The sequence below is a fragment of the Streptomyces sp. NPDC014801 genome (genome assembly GCF_043082085.1).
In the GTDB taxonomy this organism is placed as follows: domain Bacteria; phylum Actinomycetota; class Actinomycetes; order Streptomycetales; family Streptomycetaceae; genus Streptomyces.
Map to the genome: position 1 here is coordinate 370,616 of NZ_JBIBXG010000009.1, position 17,987 is coordinate 388,602.

The following is a 17,987-nucleotide window of genomic DNA, read 5'->3' on the forward strand; positions in this document are numbered from 1 at the left end:
GTGAAGCCGCCTCCCACTGGCACCGCCGCCACAACCTGCCCGTGTACCGACCGCCGAGGGGTCCCGTTTCCGTGAGTCTGCATCCCACCCTCCAGCCCTACGCCGATGCCTGGACCCACTCCATCGAGGCGATATCCGAGCTGGTGCAGCCGCTGGCGGACGCCGACTGGAACCGCCGTACGCCGTGCCCGGGGTGGTCGGTGCGCGACATCGTGTCGCACGTCATCGGGCTGGACTGCGAGATGCTCGGCGACCCGCGCCCCATCCACACGCTGCCGCGCGACCTGTTCCACGTCACCAACGACCACCAGCGCTACATGGAGATGCAGGTCGACGTCCGCCGCCACCACACGGCGCCGGAGATGACGGCCGAGCTGGAGTACACGGTCATCCGCCGCAACCGGCAGCTGCGCAACGACTCCCGCGACCCCGGCACGAAGGTGCGCGGCCCCCTCGGCGCCGAGCTCACGCTGGAGGAGTCGATGCGGCGCCACGCGTTCGACGTGTGGGTGCACGAGCAGGACCTGCGCACGGCCCTCGGCCGCCCCGGCAATCTGGACTCCCCGGGCGCGTACGTCGCCCGTGACGTGCTGCTGGACGCCCTGCCGCAGGTCGTCGCCGAACGCGCCGAGGCCCCGCGCAGCTCGGCGGTGGTCTTCGACGTGCACGGCCCGGTCGAGTTCCTGCGCACGATCCGCGTCGACATCCAGGGCCGCGGCACCCTGGAGAGCACCCCCGCCCTCGGCCCCGCCGCCACCCTCACCCTGGACTGGGAAACCTACGTCCGCCTGGCCTGCGGCCGAGTGACCCCCGAAGCGGCATCCGACCGCATCAAAACGGAGGGCGACCAGGACCTCGCCACAGCCATCCTCCGCAACTTCCCGGTCACCCCATAACCCCAACACCGCCGCGCCCCAGCAAGACACACAGCCACGAACCGCCCCGCAGCTGCGGGCAGCCGCGCCGCCTGGGCGCGGCGCCCACCCAATCATGCGTAGCTGCGGGCAATCGTGCCGCTGGGGCGGCACGGGTGGGCGCAGCGGCACCCCGCACCGCCGGGCAGCGGAAACGCCGGCGTTCACCGAAACCCCGGGGCACCCAGCAACGCCGGCCACCGCACCCCACGGCGGTCACCCCGGCGCCAGGCGCCACGCACCGCAGGGCCCCGCACCGCAGGACCCGTCACGCCGGCACGTGCACCGTCTCCACCCGGCTCGCCACCAACCGCTCCCGCTCCCGCCGAGCCGCCCGCCGCCGCAACCGCAGGATCTGCGACACCCCCACCGCCTGCAGCACGAACACCGCGGAGAACGCCACGCTGTAGTCGTCCCCGGTGGCGTCCAGCAGCACCCCCACCGCGAACAGCGTCGTCATGGAGGCCACAAAGCCACCCATGTTCGTGATCCCCGACGCCGTCCCCTGCCGCTCCGGCGGATTCGCGGGCCGCGCGAAGTCGAAGCCGATCATGGACGCCGGCCCGCACGCCCCCAGCACCACGCACAGCAGGATCAGCAGCCACATCGGCGCGTGCGCCCCCGGGTAGGCGAGCGTCACCGCCCACATCACCGCCGTCGCCCCCACGGTCCCGAGCGCCAGCGGCAGCCGCGCCTCGTGGTGCCGGGCGACGATCTGGCCGTAGACCAGCCCGACGACCATGTTGGACAGCACGACCAGCGTCAGCAGCTCCCCGGCCGTGGCGCGGCTGAGCCCCTGGTCCTCGACCAGGAACGGCAGCCCCCACAGCAGCAGGAACACCATCGCCGGGAACTGTGTCGTGAAGTGCACCCACAGCCCCAGCCGCGTCCCCGGCTCCCGCCAGGACGCGGCGATCTGCCGCCGTACATAGGCCGCACCCTGGTGCCGCAGCGGTTCCGGCTCGTGCCCCTCGGGGTGGTCCTTGAGGAACAGCAGCAGCAGGACGAACACGACGACCCCGGCGAGCGCGCTGCCGCCGAACGCGGCGGTCCACCCGATGCCGTGCAGCAGCCGGGCGAGCACGAGCGTGGAGACGAGGTTGCCGGCCATGCCCACGAGCCCCGCGAGCTGCGCGACCAGCGGCCCGCGCCGGGCCGGGAACCAGCGCCCGCCGAGCCGCAGCACGCTGATGAACGTCATCGCGTCACCGCAGCCCAGCAGCGCACGTGAGGCGAGCGCCATGCCGTACGACGGCAGGAAGGCGAATCCGAGCTGCCCGATCGTGAAGAGGACGACGCCGATCCCGAGCACCTTCTTGGTGCCGAGCCGGTCGACGAGCAGCCCGACGGGTATCTGCATGCCCGCGTAGACCAGCAGCTGGAGGATGGAGAACGTGGACAGCGCGGAGGCGCCCACGTGGAAGCGCTCGACGGCGTCGAGGCCGGCCACCCCCAGCGACGTACGGAAGATGACGGCGACGAAGTAGACGGCGACGCCGATGGACCACACGGCGATCGCGCGCCGCCCGCCCGGCGGGTCGCCCGGCAGGTGGGCGGCCGAGGAGGAGGACGGGGAGGAGGACGGGGAGGAGGAGGCGCTCATCGGACCTCACCCCGCGCCAGGTTCGAGAACCAGCCGACGTGCCGGTGGACGATCCCGACGGCCGCCTCCGCGTCCCCGGAGCGCAGCGCAGCGAGGATCTCCTCGTGCTCGGCGAGGGTCTTGGCGATGCGGTCGGGGTGGGAGTGCATGACGGCGACGCCCATCCGCAGCTGCCGGTCGCGGAGCTGGTCGTAGAGGCGCGAGAGGATCTCGTTGCCGCCGCTGCGGACGATCTCGGCGTGGAAGCAGCGGTCGGTGACCGCGGCGGCGGCGAAGTCGCCGGCGGCGGCCTGGGCCTTCTGCCGGGCGAGCAGTCCCTCGAGCCGTTCGATGAGTCCCGGCGGGGCGGGCACGGCCTTGCGGGCCGCGTGCTCCTCGACCAGCAGCCGGGTCTCGACGACGTCGGCGATCTCCTGCGCGGAGACCGGCAGGACGAGGGCGCCCTTCTTCGGGTAGAGCCTGATCAGCCCTTCCACCTCCAGCCGCAGCAGCGCCTCGCGGACGGGGGTGCGGGAGACACCGACGGCCTCGGCCAGCTCACCCTCGGTGAGGAGGGTGCCGCCTTCGTAGCGGCGGTCGAGGACGCCCTGCTTGACGTGGCTGTAGACGCGGTCGGCGGCGGGTGGTTGCTTCACGGGTGCGGACGGGGCGGATGGCATGTCCACAGGATAGATACATCAGGTACGCATAAGGACCGCGTTCCAGCATCCGGACATCAGCCCGAGAAGGCGCAGGCATCACCGCAGCACGACGCAGGCATCACCGCAGCACGGCCCAGGCATCACCGCAGCACGGCGCAAGGATCGCCGCTGCGCGACGCGGGGATGGGCAACGCCCCCGGAAATTGCCCCCAGCATCCGCACAACCATCCGCGCCTCATACGCGTCAGACACGTGCGGCCCCATCTTCTTTTCCCCTCAACTGGGCCGCACCCTAAGGGCATTCACACATAATCGGGGTAAATCAGTTGATTACCGCCATCTCCGGCACCAAGGGCAGCCGGCTGCGTCGTGCCGTCGCGGTCACCGTCACCGCCGGCGCCGTGCTCACCACCGGCGCGCTCACCGCGGCCCCCGCTCAGGCCGTCACGACGCCCTCCATCGTGGCCAAGGGCGGCTACGTGATGAACAACGGCAACGGCGCCTCCCTGTACGGCAAGTACGCCGACACCCGCCGTTCCACCGGCTCCACGACGAAGATCATGACCGCGAAGGTCGTGCTCTCGCAGCCGAACCTCAACCTGGACGCCAAGGTCACCATCCAGAAGGCGTACAGCGACTACGTCGTCTCCAAGAACGCCTCGCAGGCCCACCTGATCGTGGGCGACAAGGTCAGCGTCCGCCAGCTCCTGTACGGCCTGATGCTGCCCTCGGGCTGCGACGCCGCGTACGCGCTGGCCGACAAGTTCGGCACCGGCACCACCCGCGACGCCCGCGTGAAGTCCTTCATCGGCAAGATGAACGCCAGCGCCAAGAGCCTCGGTCTGAAGAACACCCACTTCGACTCCTTCGACGGCATCGGCAACGGCGGCAACTACTCGACGCCGCGCGACCTGACGAAGATCGCGAGCAGCGCGATGAAGAACGCCACGTTCCGCACGATCGTCAAGACCAAGTCGTACACGGCCAAGACGATCACCAAGACGGGCAGCACCCGCACGATGGGCACCTGGACCAACACCAACACGCTGCTGAGCAGCTACAGCGGCACCATCGGCGTGAAGACCGGCTCCGGCAAGGAGGCCGGCTACTGCCTGGTCTTCGCCGCGACCCGCGGCGGCAAGACGGTCATCGGCACGGTCCTGTCCTCGACGAACGCCTCCACGCGCGCGTCGGACGCGACGAAGCTCCTGAACTACGGCTTCTCGAAGGCCTGACAGCACCTCGGTCCGCGGACCGGACGGGCCCGTCGCCACACGGCGACGGGCCCGTCCCGCTGTTCCGGCGCGTCGGCTGACGTCGCCGGGGCCACAAAACCGTTTGTGTGTACGGTTTCCGCTGCCTACGGTCGTCCCATCGACGTGTAGCTCAGCAGCAGAGCACCGGGCTCGGGACCCGGAGGGCGCGGGGGCGGCACCCGCCACGTCGGCTATGAACGACGACGCTGAGCAGCAGCATCCCGTGCAGGCGAACCCCGGTTACGCCGCCGCCCAGTTGGCCGCCGCGTTCCGTACGGCCCTCACCCACCCGGATCCGCAGGCCCGCCGACGCGGTGAGGAGCGCGGCCGCAGGTGGCGTGCCGTGCTGGACGGGATGGCGAGCGGCCTGCTGACGATCGGTTCGCGTACGCCCGTCGCCGGACTGCCCGCCTGGGTCACGCCCGAGGTGGTCCGGGGCGGCTTCGCCACCGGCGCGCCGAGCGCGGGCGGACCCCTGCTCGACTTCGAGGTCGCCGCCGCGCGCCGGGCCGGGGTGCCCGAGGAACGCCGGGAGCTGTTCCGCCACTTCCTGACCGAGGACGGGCTCGCCCACCTCCACGCGCTGCTCGACAGCGGCCGGTACGAGGTCACCCTCCCGGAGGAGGCCGCGCTGCTCACCGTGGCGTGGCTGGTCCGGGCGGGGGAGCTGGACGCGGCGCTGGACCTGGTGGAGGAGCTGGCGCCGTTCGCGGACCGGCTGCGGTTCAGCCCGCGGCCGTGCGACCGGCCCGCGCCCCCGCCCGACGCGGTGCACCGCACCACGGTCGCGGACGCCGCGGAGGCGCTGGGGCGCCGGCGCCCCAGCACGGCCGTCGAGACCCAGCGCGAGGCGCTCGCCGTCTGGCAGCCCTTCGGTGACGAACTCCTGCGGCACTGGCTGGAGGTGACGGACGCGCGGGGTCACGTCCACGTCCCCGGCCCCGCCGACCTGTGGCACCGGCGCTCCGCCGCGCTGCTGCGCCGCTACCGCGACCTGGCCGACCGCCACACCCTGTGCACCAAGCACCTCAAGCCCAAGGAGAACCTGGGCATCCTGCGCGGCGCGCTGGAGGAGACCGTCGCCGGGCGGGACCTTCCGCCGCGGCGGCTCGGACTGCTCGGGCACGCCGTCGCCTCGATGGTCCGCCGGCGCGGACTCCCCGGCTCCGCGCCGCACACGGCGCTGCGCCGCGAGCAGAGCGCGCAGGCCGCCCTGCCGTCGCATCACGCGCTGGCACGCGTCGTGCTGCGGCGGATGGCGGGCCTGCCGCGGGACGGCGGGGTGAGCGAGGTGGAGCCGCTCCTCGCGCCGGTGGACGCACTGGAGGCCCGCGCGAGCGGCGTGCCCGAGGGCGCGGTCGTTCCGGCGGCCGTGCGCCGGCCGGTGGAGGCGGCGCTCAGCGCGCCCCTGGGCACGCTCGTGGAGCGCGGGGTCGTCCCCTCGGCGGAGGTCCTGGCCGAGCTGGTCCCCCAGCTCGTCGCCGCCGTGACGGCCGCGGCGCACCCCGAGCCCGTGCTGCGCTCCCTGGCCGCCGCGAACTACCGGGCGTTCCGCAACCGCCGCTCCCTGCTGCTGCTCGATCTGCAGCGGCAGGTGCGGGTGGAGGAGCTGCCGTGGGTGCGTGCCGTGGCCGGTCATCGGGTCGGCGCCGGGGCGGAGGAGGTCGCGGCCACCGCGCTGCGGCAGCTGGGCGGGCTGGCGGTGCGCTCCTTCCCGGGCACCATCCTGCCGAACCCGCTGGTCCGGGAGCTGTCCGTGCTGGCCCGCCAGGCGGAACTCGGCGCGCCGTTCGTGGAGGAACTCGCCGCGGACATCTTCATGGGGACGTTCACCCCGAAGTTCCTGACCGCGGCACGGATCGCGGCCGAACTGCTCGGCGGGGGCTCGCTGTACGAGCGGTACTACGCCATCGACTACGCAGCCGTGCGCAATCTGGCGGTCGTCGAGGCCAGCGACGCGGTCCGCCGGTCCCAGGGGGCCCGGACGTCGCCCGGGTTCGCCGCCCTGTGCCGGGAGCGTGCCGCCCGGTCGGCGCCCGGCGGGGGACGGGCCCGCTCCTCGGTCGCGGCGAACGGAACGGTGATCGAGCAGGCGCAGATCCTCACCACGCACAACCTGGCGACTCTCGTCGACCGCGTCGGCATCGACCCGGGGGACGGCTGGGCGGAGCAGGCCCTGCGCTGCTTCGCGGCGGTGTGCCGGCTGACCGGACGCGTGCACCGCAACCCGCGTCCGCTCGGCACCGTCAAGGACGCCGCCTACGCCTGGCGGCAGCTGGTGTTCTTCCTGGCGTTGTGCCCGCCCGGGGAGCAGCGCCGGGTCGTCGACCGCCTCACGGAGGAACTGGCCCGGCAGCCCTGGCACGTCCGCGGACGCCTCGCTCCCGCCGTCATCGGGCTGCGGCAGGTGGCGGAGGGCGGCGCGGCGGACGACGGCGACGGCCGCCGTCTGCTGGGCTGGACCACGGGTGGTCACTGGCTGTGCGAGGAGCCGGAGCCGGCCGGCCACGGCGCGGCCCGCTGAGACACGCGGAGCACGCGGAAGCACGCGGAAACTCGCGGAAACTCGCGGAAGCACGTCGAGACCGTGACCCGGCGGTCACGGTCTCGGCGTCTGTCCAGGTCAGGACCGGCAGCGGGGGCCGACGGGACAGTGACCGCGGGTCGCTGTCCCGTCGGGTGCCGTCACGCCCAGGTGAGCAGCCGCTTCGGCTGTTCCAGGATGGCCGCCACGTCGGCCAGGACCTTGGAGCCCAGCTCGCCGTCGACCAGGCGGTGGTCGAAGCTCAGGGCCAGGGTGGTGACCTGGCGGGGCTTGACCTTGCCCTTGTGGACCCACGGCTGGAGCTTGATCGCGCCGACCGCGAGGATCGCCGACTCGCCGGGGTTGAGGATCGGCGTGCCGGTGTCGACGCCGAAGACGCCGACGTTGGTGATCGTCACCGTGCCGCCCTGCATGGCCGCCGGGGACGTCTTGCCCTCACGGGCCGTCGCAACGAGCTCGGAGAGCGCGTCGGACAGCTCGGGCAGCGTCTTGGCGTGGGCGTCCTTGATGTTCGGGACGATCAGGCCGCGCGGGGTGGCCGCGGCGATGCCGAGGTTGACGTAGTGCTTGACCACGATCTCCTGGGCCGCCTCGTCCCAGGACGCGTTGATGTCCGGGTTGCGGCGGATGGCGACCAGGAGCGCCTTGGCGATCAGCAGGAGCGGGTTCACGCGGCGGCCGGCGAACTCCTTGTCCTGCTTCAGCTCCTCGACCAGCTTCATCGTGCGCGTCACGTCGACCGTCACGAACTCCGTGACGTGCGGTGCCGTGAACGCCGAGCCGACCATGGCCGCGGCCGTCGCCTTGCGCACACCCTTGACGGGGATGCGGGTCTCCCGGGCCAGGTCGTACGACGCCGGGGCGGCCGGGGCCGGTGCCGCGGCGGGCGCCTCGGTCACGGGCTCCGTCACCGGCTCGGTGACCTGCTGCGGGGCCGCCGCGGCATGGACGTCCTCGCGGGTGATGATGCCGTCCGGGCCGGTCGGCACCACCGCGGCCAGGTCGACGCCCAGGTCCTTGGCCAGCTTGCGCACCGGCGGCTTGGCCAGCGGACGGGGGCGGTCCTCCACGACCTCGGCGTGCCCGTGGCCGTTCAGCTCCGCCTGCACGGCCGCCGCGGCCGGTTCCGGCGTCGCCGGGGCCGTCTTGCGCGGGCGGCGCTTGGTGGAGGAGGTGGCCACGCCGTAGCCGACCAGGACCGGCTGGCGGCCGGAGCCGGCGGGCTCGGCCTGCTGCGGCTCCTCGGTCCGCTGCGGCTCCTCGGCCACCGGGGCCTGCGCCTGCGGTTCCTGCGCCGCCGGCGCGCCGCCGGCCACGTCGACCGCGATGATCGCCGTGCCCACGTCCACCGTGGTGCCCTCGGGGAAGTGCAGCGCGCGCACCACACCGTCGTAGGGGATGGGCAGTTCCACGGCCGCCTTGGCGGTCTCGACCTCGCACACCACCTGGCCGTCGGTGACCTTGTCGCCCGGCTGGACGTACCACTTGAGGATCTCGGCCTCGGTGAGTCCCTCGCCCACGTCGGGCATCTTGAACTCGCGCACGGACCCTTCAGTCATCGTCGTCACGACCCTCTCCTCAGTACGCCAGGGCACGGTCGACGGCGTCGAGCACCCGGTCCAGGTCCGGCAGATACTCCTCCTCCAGGCGGGCCGGCGGGTACGGCGCGTGGTAGCCGCCCACGCGCAGTACGGGCGCCTCCAGGTGGTAGAAGCAGCGCTCGGTGATCCGGGCGGCGATCTCCGCGCCGGAGCCGAAGAACACCGGGGCCTCGTGGACCACGACGAGACGGCGGGTCTTCTCCACCGAGGCCTGGATCGAGTCGAAGTCCAGCGGGGAGACCGAGCGCAGGTCCAGGACCTCCAGGTCGCGGCCCTCCTCGGCGGCCGCGTCGGCGACCTCCTGGCAGAGCTTGACCATGGGGCCGTACGCGGCGAGGGTCAGGTCGGTGCCGGAGCGGACCACCTGCGCCTTGTGCAGCGGGCCGGGGATCGCCTCGGGGTTGACCTCGCCCTTGTCCCAGTAGCGGCGCTTGGGCTCGAAGAAGATCACCGGGTCGTCGCTCTGGATGGCCTGCTGCATCATCCAGTACGCGTCGGACGCGTTCGACGGGGAGACCACCTTCAGGCCCGCGACGTGCGCGAAGAGCGCCTCGGGGGACTCGGAGTGGTGCTCGACGGCGCCGATGCCGCCGCCGTAGGGGATGCGGATGACGACCGGGAGCTTGACCTTGCCCAGCGAGCGGGCGTGCATCTTGGCCAGCTGGGTGACGATCTGGTCGTAGGCCGGGAAGACGAAGCCGTCGAACTGGATCTCGACGACGGGGCGGTAGCCGCGCAGGGCGAGGCCGATCGCCGTGCCGACGATGCCCGACTCGGCGAGCGGGGTGTCGATGACACGGTCCTCGCCGAAGTCCTTCTGCAGGCCGTCGGTGACGCGGAAGACGCCGCCGAGCTTGCCGACGTCCTCACCCATGATCAGGACCTTGGGGTCGGCTTCCAGGGCGCGGCGCAGCGACTCGTTGATCGCCTTGGCCAGGGCCATCTTCTCCGCTGCCATGTCAGACCCCCTCAGCGTCCGTGAACGACGCCTGGTAGGCGGCGAACTGGGCGCGCTCCTCGTCGACGAGCGCATGCCCGTCCGCGTACACGTTCTCGAAGATGGCGAAGTGGTCCGGGTCCTGCATGGCGCGGACCGCTTCGCGCACTCGTTTGCCCAACGCCTCGGACTCGGTCTCGAGTTCCGCGAAGAATCCCTCGTCCGCGTGGTTTGCGGCCTCCAGGTAGCGGCGGAGGCGCAGGATCGGGTCCTTGGCCTCCCAGGCCAGGCGCTCCTCGTCGCCGCGGTAGCGGCTGGGGTCGTCGGAGGTGGTGTGGGCGCCCATGCGGTAGGTCCACGCCTCGATCAGCGCCGGTCCCTCACCGCGCCGGGCGCGCTCCAGCGCCCACCGGGTGACGGCGAGGGAGGCCAGCACGTCGTTGCCGTCGACGCGCACGCCCGGGAAGCCGAAGCCCTGGGCGCGCTGGTAGAGGGGCACGCGGGTCTGCTTCTCGTTGGACTCGGAGATCGCCCACTGGTTGTTCTGGCAGAAGAACACCACGGGGGCGTTGTAGACCGCGGCGAAGTTGAACGCCTCGTTCACGTCGCCCTGGCTGGAGGCGCCGTCGCCGAAGTAGGCGATGACCGCGCTGTCCGCGCCGTCCTTGGCGATGCCCATGGCGTAGCCGGTGGCGTGCAGCGCCTGGGAGCCGATGACGATCGTGTACAGGTGGAAGTTGTTGCCGTTGGGGTCCCAGCCGCCGTTGTTCACGCCGCGGAACATGCCCAGCAGGTTGGTCGGGTCGACGCCGCGGCACCAGGCGACGCCGTGCTCGCGGTAGGTCGGGAAGACGTAGTCGTCCTCGCGGGTGGCGCGGCCGGAGCCGATCTGGGCGGCCTCCTGGCCGAGCAGCGAGGCCCACAGGCCCAGCTCGCCCTGGCGCTGCAGGGAGGTGGCCTCGGCGTCGAAGCGGCGGGTGAGCACCATGTCGCGGTACAGACCGCGCAGCTCTTCCGGGGTGATGCCGGCGACGTAGGCGTCGTACTCGGCGTTCTTGACGCGCTTGCCCTCGGGCGTCAGCAGCTGTACGAGCTCGGGCTCGGTGCTCTTGGCGGCGCGAGGGGTACGGGTGGTGCGCTTGGTACCGCTGGTTCCGGCCGTCTTGCTGCCGTCGGTCCCGGCCTTGCTTGCGGCGCTGCGTCGCGGCTTGCGCGGGGCAGTGCTCTCCACGGTCACGTGTGCTCCTCCGTCGGTCCGGCCCCCGGGGTTGCCGGTAGGCCTGGGGGTCCCCCCTGCTCGTTGGAGCTAGGGGGAGGCTCACCTGGTCCGACCACCGGGCACGGGGTGGGTGCCACTCGGCCGGGAACAGGCGTGACAGGTGCCCCGGCGAGCGCCCTGCAGCAATCACGTTACCCAGTGCTCCACATTTCTGTGAAACCCCTCCTGACCTGCGTTTTTACTCGGATTTCCAAGTATTTTCCGTTCGGATATCCGAGTACTTCGCCGGGCGGTGGAGGAAGTCCCAGGTCACGGCCGTGCAGGGGGCCGGAACAGGGGGCACGTTATCCCGGCCACCCCGGGCTCGGGAAGAGCCCACGGGGGCCGGCGTTCCCCGTCCGCGGCCCGGGCCTCGCCCCGCGCCCCGCGCGCCCGGTGGTTTATCGGGAACTTATTCCGGTCCCGTCGTCGCCTTATGTCCATTTCGCTGCGGTGACACCTTTCGGCCCCGCCCCCCTCACTCCACCGGACCATTTCCGGTACACCCTGCGACCGGAACTGACTGTCTGTGACAACGCCCAGCTCACGGCCTCGGTTCCTGCCCTAGCATCTGCCGCGTGCCGCGCCCGTGTGTACCACCCCCCGCGCCCCAGGCGCCCCCGTTACGCGCCCTGTTGAGCCGCTACGCCGCCGGTTCCGTGCTCGCCTGCGAGCCGGTCGCCGAGGGCCTGCTGAACCGTGGCTACCGGCTGTGCACCACCCGCGGGCGCTACTTCCTCAAGCACCACTCCGACCCGGACACCGCCGACCCGGCGGCGATCGAGCGCCGGCACCGCGCCACCCAGCGCCTGGCCGACCTCGGTGTCCCGGTCGTGCCGCCGCTGGCCGGGCGCGACGGCCGGACCGTCGCCGTGATCGGCGGCCACGCCTACGCCCTGCACCCCTGGATCGACGGACGGCACCGCCACGGCGGCCAGCTGACCCGGACGGAGTCCGCCCGTCTGGGGGCGCTCCTGGGCGCCGTCCACGCCTGCCTGGAGCGTGTGATGCCGCCCAAGGGGCGCACCCGCCCGTCCGCGAGCCCCCACCCCGTGGAGAGCGCCGACCCGACCGCCACCTTCGCGCTCATCGACGACCTCCTCGCGCGCGTGCGCCGCCACCGCCCCGCCGACTCCTTCGACGAGCTGGCCCGCCACCGCCTGCTGGAGCGCCGCGCCCTGCTGGAACGGCACGCCGGCCGGCGCCCGCCCCGCGGCGGGCCGGTGGGCTGGGTGCACGGCGACTTCCACCCGTTCAACCTGCTCTACCGGGACGAGGCGCCCGCCGCGATCGTCGACTGGGACCGGCTCGGCGTGCAGCCCCGCGCGGAGGAGGCCGTACGCGCCGCCGTGATCTTCTTCGTGCAACCGGCCGGCACCCTCGACCTGCCGAAGGTGCGCGCCTACGCACGCGCGTACCGGCGCGCCGCCGGGGCCACGCCCTCGGAGCTGGCCGCCGCGGTGCACCGGGTGTGGTGGGAGCGGCTGAACGACTTCTGGATGCTGCGCTGGCACTACGAGCGCGACGACCACCGCGCGGACCCGCAGTTCCCGGCGGCGTCGGCGCTCGTGGTCTGGTGGACGCGACGGTACGACGCGGTGTGCGACGCGTTCACGCTGTGAGCGCACGGGGCGCGGCGGGCCCGGCGGGCCGGGCGGACACGCCACGCGCACGTCGCCCCCGGCGGAAACACCACGCGCGCGTGGCCCCTTGAGGGGGCGTCACGCGCGCGTGAGCAAGCAGGGTCGCGGCTCAGCCGTTCGCGCCGGCGAGGGTTCCGGTGGTCGTGCCGCTGCCGGTCGTCGTGCCGCCGCTGTTCGTCGTGCCGCTGCTGCCGGTGGTCGTGCCGCTGCCGCTCGTCGTCCCGCCGCTGTTCGTCGTGCCGGTGCCGCCGGTGGTCGTCCCGCCGTCGGTGGTGCTGCCGTCGGTGGTGCCGCCGTTGTCGGTGCCGCCGTCCGTCGGGTTCGAGGTGTCCGTGTTCGTGTCCGTCGGCTCACCCGTCGGCCCGCTGGTGTCCGGCTGCGACGGCGTGTACGACGGCTGCTGCGACGGCGTGTACCAGCCGCCGGACCCCGACCCCGTGCTGTTGTCGGTCGAGCCGCCGGAGCTGTCGTCGGTCGACTCGTCGCTCGGCGACGGGGTGGAGCTGTCCTGCGAGGAGGACTGCGACACGCTCGGCGTCGGCGTGGTGTCCGGCTTGCCGCCCTTGCCGTCGGTGCCCTTGAGCGCCAGCGCCACGCCCGCCGCGATCGCGATCACCGCGAGCACGGCGAGGACCCACAGCTTGCCGCGGCCGCTGCCCTTGTTGCCGTGGCCCTCGAAGCCGCCGTCGTCGCCGTTGCCGTACCCGGCGGGCAGGATCGGCTGCGGGATCTGCGCGGTGCCGGGACCGTGCTCGCCGGGGTGCGGCATGACGGTGGTGTGCGCGAAGCCGCCCGCCGGGGTGTTCCGGCCGTCGTGCATGTCCACCGGGCCGGTGTTCCAGGTGCCGGTGTGGCCGCCCTGGTCGTACAGCATCTGCAGCGCGTACTGGACCAGCCCGCGCATCTCCTCGGCCGTCTGGAAGCGGTCGTCGGGCTCCTTGGCCAGCGACCGCATCACCAGGCCGTTCAGCTCCGGCGGGCAGCCGTCGGAGACCTCCGAGGGCGGCGTGGGGATGTCCTGGACGTGCTGGTAGACCACCGACAGCGGCGTCTCGCCGGTGAACGGGGGCCGCAGCGCGAGGAGTTCGTACAGCAGGCAGCCGACCGCGTACAGGTCGGAGCGGTGGTCGACGGCCTTGCCGAGCGCCTGCTCCGGGGAGAGGTACTGCGGGGTGCCCATCACCATGCCGGTCTGCGTCATCGTCGTCGACGCGCCGTGCAGCGCGCGGGCGATGCCGAAGTCCATCACCTTCACCGCGCCGTTGTGCGTGATGATGACGTTGGCGGGCTTGATGTCGCGGTGCACGATGCCGTGCTGGTGCGAGTAGGCCAGCGCCTCCAGCACCCCGGAGACGATGATCAGCGCCTGCTCGGGCCCGGGCGCCTCGGCGTTGAGCAGCAGGTCGCGGATCGTGCGGCCCTCGACCAGCTCCATGACGATGTACGGCACGCTCTGGCCGCCGACGAAGTCCTCGCCGGAGTCGTACACGGCGACGATGGCGTGGTGGTTGAGGCCGGCCACCGACTGTGCCTCACGCGTGAAGCGGGCCTTGGAGACCGGGTCCTCGGCCAGGTCGGCGCGCAGCAGCTTGACCGCGACGGTGCGCCCCAGCCGTACGTCCTCGGCGGCGAACACCTCGGCCATGCCGCCCCGCCCGAGCCGGTGGGTCAGCCGGTACCGGCCGTCGCCGACAAGCCCGCCGTTGCCCCAGTTCTCCGGCGCGTCTGACATACCGCCGCCAGTCGCCTCGGGGTCGGACGGGCCCTGAGCGCGCTGCTGCTGTGCCATCAGTCCTCGCCGTCGTTTCTGCCCGCGGTGCGCGCGGTGTTGTTACGGTCTCCGTCGGCCACGCTACAGCCTCGGCGCAAGCCGCCGGTCCCGGACGGACGCCGTGACCGGTACGCGACGGACCGGCCATGAAACCCCGCATCCGTCCGCTCGTGCAAATTCTGTGTACCGGGGGTACGGCCCCTGTAACGCTTCCGCGACGCTTCTTTCGCGTACGGTCACGGAACGGGCACCGAACTTGACGTGTCAGTGCCCTCGGGCAGACTTGGCCGGGAATAGCACAGTGGATCAACGAACATCCACGATCGTCGGCGCCGGAGAGGCTGTGGGGGACGCGAGATGAGCCAGGACGGCGCGCAGGGGCGCTATACGGGGCGGGCGCTCGCGAATGGCCGGTACCAGTTGCGCGATCTGCTCGGCGAGGGCGGCATGGCCTCGGTGCACCTGGCCTACGACGCCGTGCTGGACCGTCAGGTCGCCATCAAGACGCTGCACACCGAACTCGGCCGCGAGCAGGCCTTCCGTGAGCGCTTCCGCCGTGAGGCGCAGGCCGTGGCGAAGCTCACGCACACCAACATCGTCTCCGTCTTCGACACCGGCGAGGACACGCTGTCCGACGGCGCCACCGGCGCGGGGGACGGCGCGCCGATGCCGTACATCGTCATGGAGTACGTCGAGGGCCGCCCGCTCGGCTCGGTGCTCGCCGACGACATCCGGCAGTACGGCGCGATGCCCGCCGACAAGGCGCTGAAGATCACCGCGGACGTGCTCGCCGCGCTGGAGATCAGCCACGAGATGGGGCTGGTCCACCGCGACATCAAGCCGGGCAACGTGATGATGACCAAGCGCGGCGTGGTCAAGGTGATGGACTTCGGCATCGCGCGCGCGATGCAGTCCGGTGTCACCTCCATGACGCAGACCGGCATGGTCGTCGGCACCCCGCAGTACCTGTCGCCCGAGCAGGCCCTCGGCCGCGGCGTGGACGCCCGCTCCGACCTGTACTCGGTCGGCATCATGCTCTTCCAGCTGGTCACCGGGCGGCTGCCGTTCGACGCCGATTCGCCGCTCGCGATCGCGTACGCGCACGTGCAGGAGGAGCCGCCGGTCCCCTCCTCGATCAACCGTTCGCTGCCGCCGGCCGTGGACGCGCTGATCGCCCGCGCGCTGAAGAAGAACCCGAACGAGCGGTTCCCGACGGCCGAGTCCATGCGCGACGAGTGCCTGCGCGTGGCCGCCGCCTTCCAGCCCGCCCCGCCGAGCATCGTGCCGGGCACCCCGACGCCGAGCGGCGCGGGCGTCGGCTCCGCCGTGTTCCCGCCCGTCGGCCAGACCGCGCCGGGCCCGCAGGGCAGCGTCCAGACGCCGTACCAGCCGGCCCCCACGCCGACCCCGAACCCGTACAGCACGCCGTCCACGCCCGCGCCGGCCCCGTCCCCGGCGTACGGCTACCCGCAGCAGGGCGGCTACCAGACGCCGTACGGCGCGCAGCAGCCCGCCGCGTCGACCCCGCCGCCGTTCACCATCTCGCCGCAGACCGCGACCACGCCCTCGGGCGGCGGTGGCAGGAACAACAAGCCGGTGATCATCGGCTCGGTCGTCGTCGCCCTGCTCGCCATCGGCGGCCTCCTCGTCGCCCTGCTGGCCAACAACGGCGGCGACGACCCCCAGGGCAAGGGCGGCGAGACGACGAGTCCGACGGCGTCGGCGTCGGCGTCCAAGGCGGCCGGCTACCGCGGACCGGATCTCACGCGCACGGTCGAGAAGGACGAGTGCACGGAGCCGCAGAAGTCCTACGAGGACGAGACCAAGATCCAGCTGCCCGACTTCCGGTACAAGAACATCGACTCGGTGAAGGCCTGCGCCCAGGCCGCCGGCTGGAAGATCGACATCAAGAAGGTCGACGAGAACACCTACGGCGACGGCACGGTCATGCTGCAGTTCCCGGCGCCGGGGACCGACATGGACCCCAAGGACGTCGAGATCCAGCTGAACGTGTCGACGGGCAACCCGGCGTCGTGACGGCACGCACGCGTACGCGGTCGTGACCGCACGCACGCGTACGAAGGGGCCCGGCGGATGTCCGCCGGGCCCCTTCGTCACGGTGACGCGCGTCTACAGGTACGGTCCGCCGGAGCGGCCGCCGGTGCGGGGATCCTCGCCGTCGTGCATCGCGCCCGGCGGGAGGGCGCGGCGCATCTGCTCCAGCTGGGCCCGCGCGGCCATCTGCTGGGCGAACAGCGTCGTCTGGATGCCGTGGAAGAGACCCTCCAGCCAGCCGACCAACTGGGCCTGTGCGATGCGCAGTTCCGCGTCCGAGGGCGTCGCCTCGTCCGTGAACGGCAGGGACAGCCGTTCCAGCTCCTCCACGAGCTCCGGAGCCAGGCCGTCCTCCAGCTCCTTGACCGAGCTGGCGTGGATCTCCTTCAGCCGGACCCGGCTCGCCTCGTCCAGAGGAGCCACGCGGACCTCCTCCAGCAGCTGCTTGATCATGCTGCCGATCCGCATGACCTTCGCGGGCTGCTCGACCTGCTCCGTGACCGGGATCTCGCGCTGCTCGTCGTCTGAGTCGGCACCGCCGAGCGCCATGCCGTCCTGACCCACGACCAGGATCTTCTGGGCGTTCTCCGGCGACCTATCGTTCCTCGGCATCTCCATACCGTCATTCTCTCGCACCCCTGTACCTCACCACGGTGGTGCCCCCGTCCGGGGTTGATCCACCGTTTCCATCCGACGGGGCAATCCGGAATGCCGGGTCTGTCCGCCCGTGCCAGGCTTGTTCCATCGATCTTGCGGCCTGACTCCGGGAGGGGGTCACCGACGTGACTCCATGGCGGCGCGCGGCGCGCGCGACAGGGGTGTGCGGGGTGCTCGCCGGGGTCACGGCGGGCACGCTGGCGGGCATGGCGGTGACGCCCGCGGCGGCGGCCGGACGGACGGTCCGGTCGTCGGTGGCGTGGCCGGCCGGGGCGGCCGGTGGCCAGTCCTTGCGCGACCCGCTCTTCGCCTCGCCCTCGCTGGCCTCCTCCGCGCCCTCCGGCGCCGCGTCGTCCTCCCGTTCCGACGGCGGCGACGGCGAGACCGGGGGCTCCGACGGGTCCGAGGGGTCGGAGGCGTCAGGGTCGGAGGGCTCAGGGGGGCGCGAAGGCGCCGGTGACGCGGTCGACGCGGGCGGTTCCGACGGTGCGGGCGCCGCTCACTCCGCCCCCGGCCGTCCCTCCCCTCACGCCCACGCCCCCTCCCACTCCTCCGCGCCCTCGCACGCCGAGTCGCCGTCGCGTGGCGAGTCGCCGTCGCGCGGCGAGCGGCCCTCGCACTCCCCCTCCGCCGCCTTCTCCGCACGGCCGGGCCCGTCCGCGTCGACGGATCCGTCGGCCTCCGCCGCCGAGCCCACGCGGGCCGGCAGCCGGGCGGGCGAGGGCCGGCAGCGTCCGGGGCGCGCCCCGGACCCGGTACGTGAGGCGCAGGAGGGACTGGAGGAGGACGAGGGCCTCGACGTCGGCGACGAGCCCGCCGCACCGGAGGAGACGGCCGGGGACGACTCCGCGCTCGCGCCGTCCGAGTCCGCGGATGTGCCCGGGCAGCGGTCGGTGACGCGGGCGCAGGGCGCGGCCGGCCCGGTCCTGCGGATCCTGCCGCTCGGCAGCGGTCTGGTCCTGATCGGGCTGGGCCTGGCGCTCGGCCTGCTCGCGTTGCGGCTGCGCCGCGACGCCCGGTACTTCCGCCCCCGGCCCGGCGGTCACTAGCCCGCGAGTCGATCACTGCCGGGCCGTACGCCTCGATCCCTGACAGTTCCAGAGCGC

At 72.7% G+C, this 17,987-nt stretch carries 13 protein-coding genes and 1 tRNA gene; 7 read left to right on the forward strand and 7 right to left on the reverse strand.

Translation table 11 applies throughout. From position 1 onward, the window contains the following. Positions 1 to 71: 71 nt before the first annotated feature. Positions 72 to 896 (forward strand): maleylpyruvate isomerase family mycothiol-dependent enzyme, encoded by an 825-nt coding sequence (locus tag ACF1AL_RS23540; protein ID WP_366835292.1) that lies wholly within the window; start codon positions 72 to 74, stop codon positions 894 to 896. Between the two features lie 286 nt (positions 897 to 1,182). Here the strand turns inward: ACF1AL_RS23540 and ACF1AL_RS23545 are convergent, their stop codons facing one another. Together ACF1AL_RS23545 and ACF1AL_RS23550 are read right to left on the reverse strand one after the other, a co-directional pair. Then, positions 1,183 to 2,517: a nitrate/nitrite transporter gene (locus ACF1AL_RS23545; protein WP_391701120.1), complete on the reverse strand. Its 1,335-nt coding sequence runs from the start codon at positions 2,515 to 2,517 to the stop codon at positions 1,183 to 1,185. After that, complete coding sequence (locus tag ACF1AL_RS23550) at positions 2,514 to 3,176, reverse strand: GntR family transcriptional regulator (protein WP_366835290.1); 663 nt, start codon at positions 3,174 to 3,176, stop codon at positions 2,514 to 2,516. Before ACF1AL_RS23550 ends, ACF1AL_RS23545 begins: the two co-directional genes overlap by 4 nt. A gap of 308 nt (positions 3,177 to 3,484) precedes the next feature. Here ACF1AL_RS23550 and ACF1AL_RS23555 point away from each other — a divergent pair, with 308 nt between their 5' ends. From ACF1AL_RS23555 to ACF1AL_RS23565, 3 genes are all read left to right on the forward strand, one after another. After that, positions 3,485 to 4,393 (forward strand): D-alanyl-D-alanine carboxypeptidase family protein, encoded by a 909-nt coding sequence (locus ACF1AL_RS23555; protein WP_384201476.1) that lies wholly within the window; start codon positions 3,485 to 3,487, stop codon positions 4,391 to 4,393. A gap of 140 nt (positions 4,394 to 4,533) precedes the next feature. Next, a tRNA-Pro gene (locus ACF1AL_RS23560) sits at positions 4,534 to 4,605 on the forward strand. 2 nt (positions 4,606 to 4,607) lie between these two features. Then, a complete protein-coding gene (locus tag ACF1AL_RS23565; RefSeq protein WP_391827232.1) occupies positions 4,608 to 6,938 on the forward strand; it encodes a hypothetical protein in 2,331 nt (776 codons plus the stop codon). A gap of 161 nt (positions 6,939 to 7,099) precedes the next feature. On the opposite strand, the gene ACF1AL_RS23570 is transcribed toward ACF1AL_RS23565, so the two are convergent. Genes ACF1AL_RS23570 through pdhA form a run of 3 tightly spaced genes read right to left on the reverse strand, consistent with a single transcriptional unit; the run spans position 7,100 to position 10,734 of the window. Then, complete coding sequence (locus tag ACF1AL_RS23570; RefSeq protein WP_391778117.1) at positions 7,100 to 8,527, reverse strand: dihydrolipoamide acetyltransferase family protein; 1,428 nt, start codon at positions 8,525 to 8,527, stop codon at positions 7,100 to 7,102. Positions 8,528 to 8,537: 10 nt separating this feature from the next. Next, positions 8,538 to 9,518, reverse strand: a complete 981-nt coding sequence (locus tag ACF1AL_RS23575; RefSeq protein ID WP_391827234.1) for an alpha-ketoacid dehydrogenase subunit beta — start codon at positions 9,516 to 9,518, stop codon at positions 8,538 to 8,540. Between the two features lies 1 nt (position 9,519). After that, complete coding sequence (pdhA, locus tag ACF1AL_RS23580; protein WP_366835285.1) at positions 9,520 to 10,734, reverse strand: pyruvate dehydrogenase (acetyl-transferring) E1 component subunit alpha; 1,215 nt, start codon at positions 10,732 to 10,734, stop codon at positions 9,520 to 9,522. A 599-nt stretch (positions 10,735 to 11,333) separates the two neighbouring features. On the opposite strand from pdhA, the gene ACF1AL_RS23585 reads away from it, so the two are divergent. Continuing rightward, the gene (locus ACF1AL_RS23585; RefSeq protein ID WP_384201466.1) at positions 11,334 to 12,377 is read left to right on the forward strand and encodes a phosphotransferase; all 1,044 of its coding nucleotides are present in this window, start codon (positions 11,334 to 11,336) and stop codon (positions 12,375 to 12,377) included. A 130-nt stretch (positions 12,378 to 12,507) separates the two neighbouring features. On the opposite strand, the gene ACF1AL_RS23590 is transcribed toward ACF1AL_RS23585, so the two are convergent. Next, positions 12,508 to 14,187, reverse strand: coding sequence for a protein kinase (locus ACF1AL_RS23590; protein WP_386584567.1), 1,680 nt, complete (start codon positions 14,185 to 14,187; stop codon positions 12,508 to 12,510). Between the two features lie 339 nt (positions 14,188 to 14,526). On the opposite strand from ACF1AL_RS23590, the gene ACF1AL_RS23595 reads away from it, so the two are divergent. Beyond that, a complete protein-coding gene (locus ACF1AL_RS23595; RefSeq protein ID WP_391827236.1) occupies positions 14,527 to 16,206 on the forward strand; it encodes a protein kinase in 1,680 nt (559 codons plus the stop codon). A gap of 93 nt (positions 16,207 to 16,299) precedes the next feature. Here ACF1AL_RS23595 and ACF1AL_RS23600 read toward each other — a convergent pair whose 3' ends face one another. Next, entirely contained in the window at positions 16,300 to 16,842 is a 543-nt protein-coding gene (locus ACF1AL_RS23600) for a bacterial proteasome activator family protein (protein WP_366835281.1), read from the reverse strand. Positions 16,843 to 17,006: 164 nt separating this feature from the next. On the opposite strand from ACF1AL_RS23600, the gene ACF1AL_RS23605 reads away from it, so the two are divergent. After that, a complete protein-coding gene (locus tag ACF1AL_RS23605; RefSeq protein WP_391827238.1) occupies positions 17,007 to 17,930 on the forward strand; it encodes a hypothetical protein in 924 nt (307 codons plus the stop codon). The last annotated feature ends 57 nt before the right edge of the window (positions 17,931 to 17,987 follow it).

Coding starts and splice junctions, on each gene's coding strand:
- ACF1AL_RS23590 (WP_386584567.1), bottom strand. CDS start 14,187: ATGGCACAGCAGCAGCGCGCTCAGGGCCCGTCCGACCCCGAGGCGACT.
- ACF1AL_RS23550 (WP_366835290.1), bottom strand. CDS start 3,176: ATGCCATCCGCCCCGTCCGCACCCGTGAAGCAACCACCCGCCGCCGAC.
- ACF1AL_RS23565 (WP_391827232.1), top strand. CDS start 4,608: ATGAACGACGACGCTGAGCAGCAGCATCCCGTGCAGGCGAACCCCGGT.
- ACF1AL_RS23545 (WP_391701120.1), bottom strand. CDS start 2,517: ATGAGCGCCTCCTCCTCCCCGTCCTCCTCCCCGTCCTCCTCCTCGGCC.
- ACF1AL_RS23595 (WP_391827236.1), top strand. CDS start 14,527: ATGAGCCAGGACGGCGCGCAGGGGCGCTATACGGGGCGGGCGCTCGCG.
- ACF1AL_RS23600 (WP_366835281.1), bottom strand. CDS start 16,842: ATGGAGATGCCGAGGAACGATAGGTCGCCGGAGAACGCCCAGAAGATC.
- ACF1AL_RS23575 (WP_391827234.1), bottom strand. CDS start 9,518: ATGGCAGCGGAGAAGATGGCCCTGGCCAAGGCGATCAACGAGTCGCTG.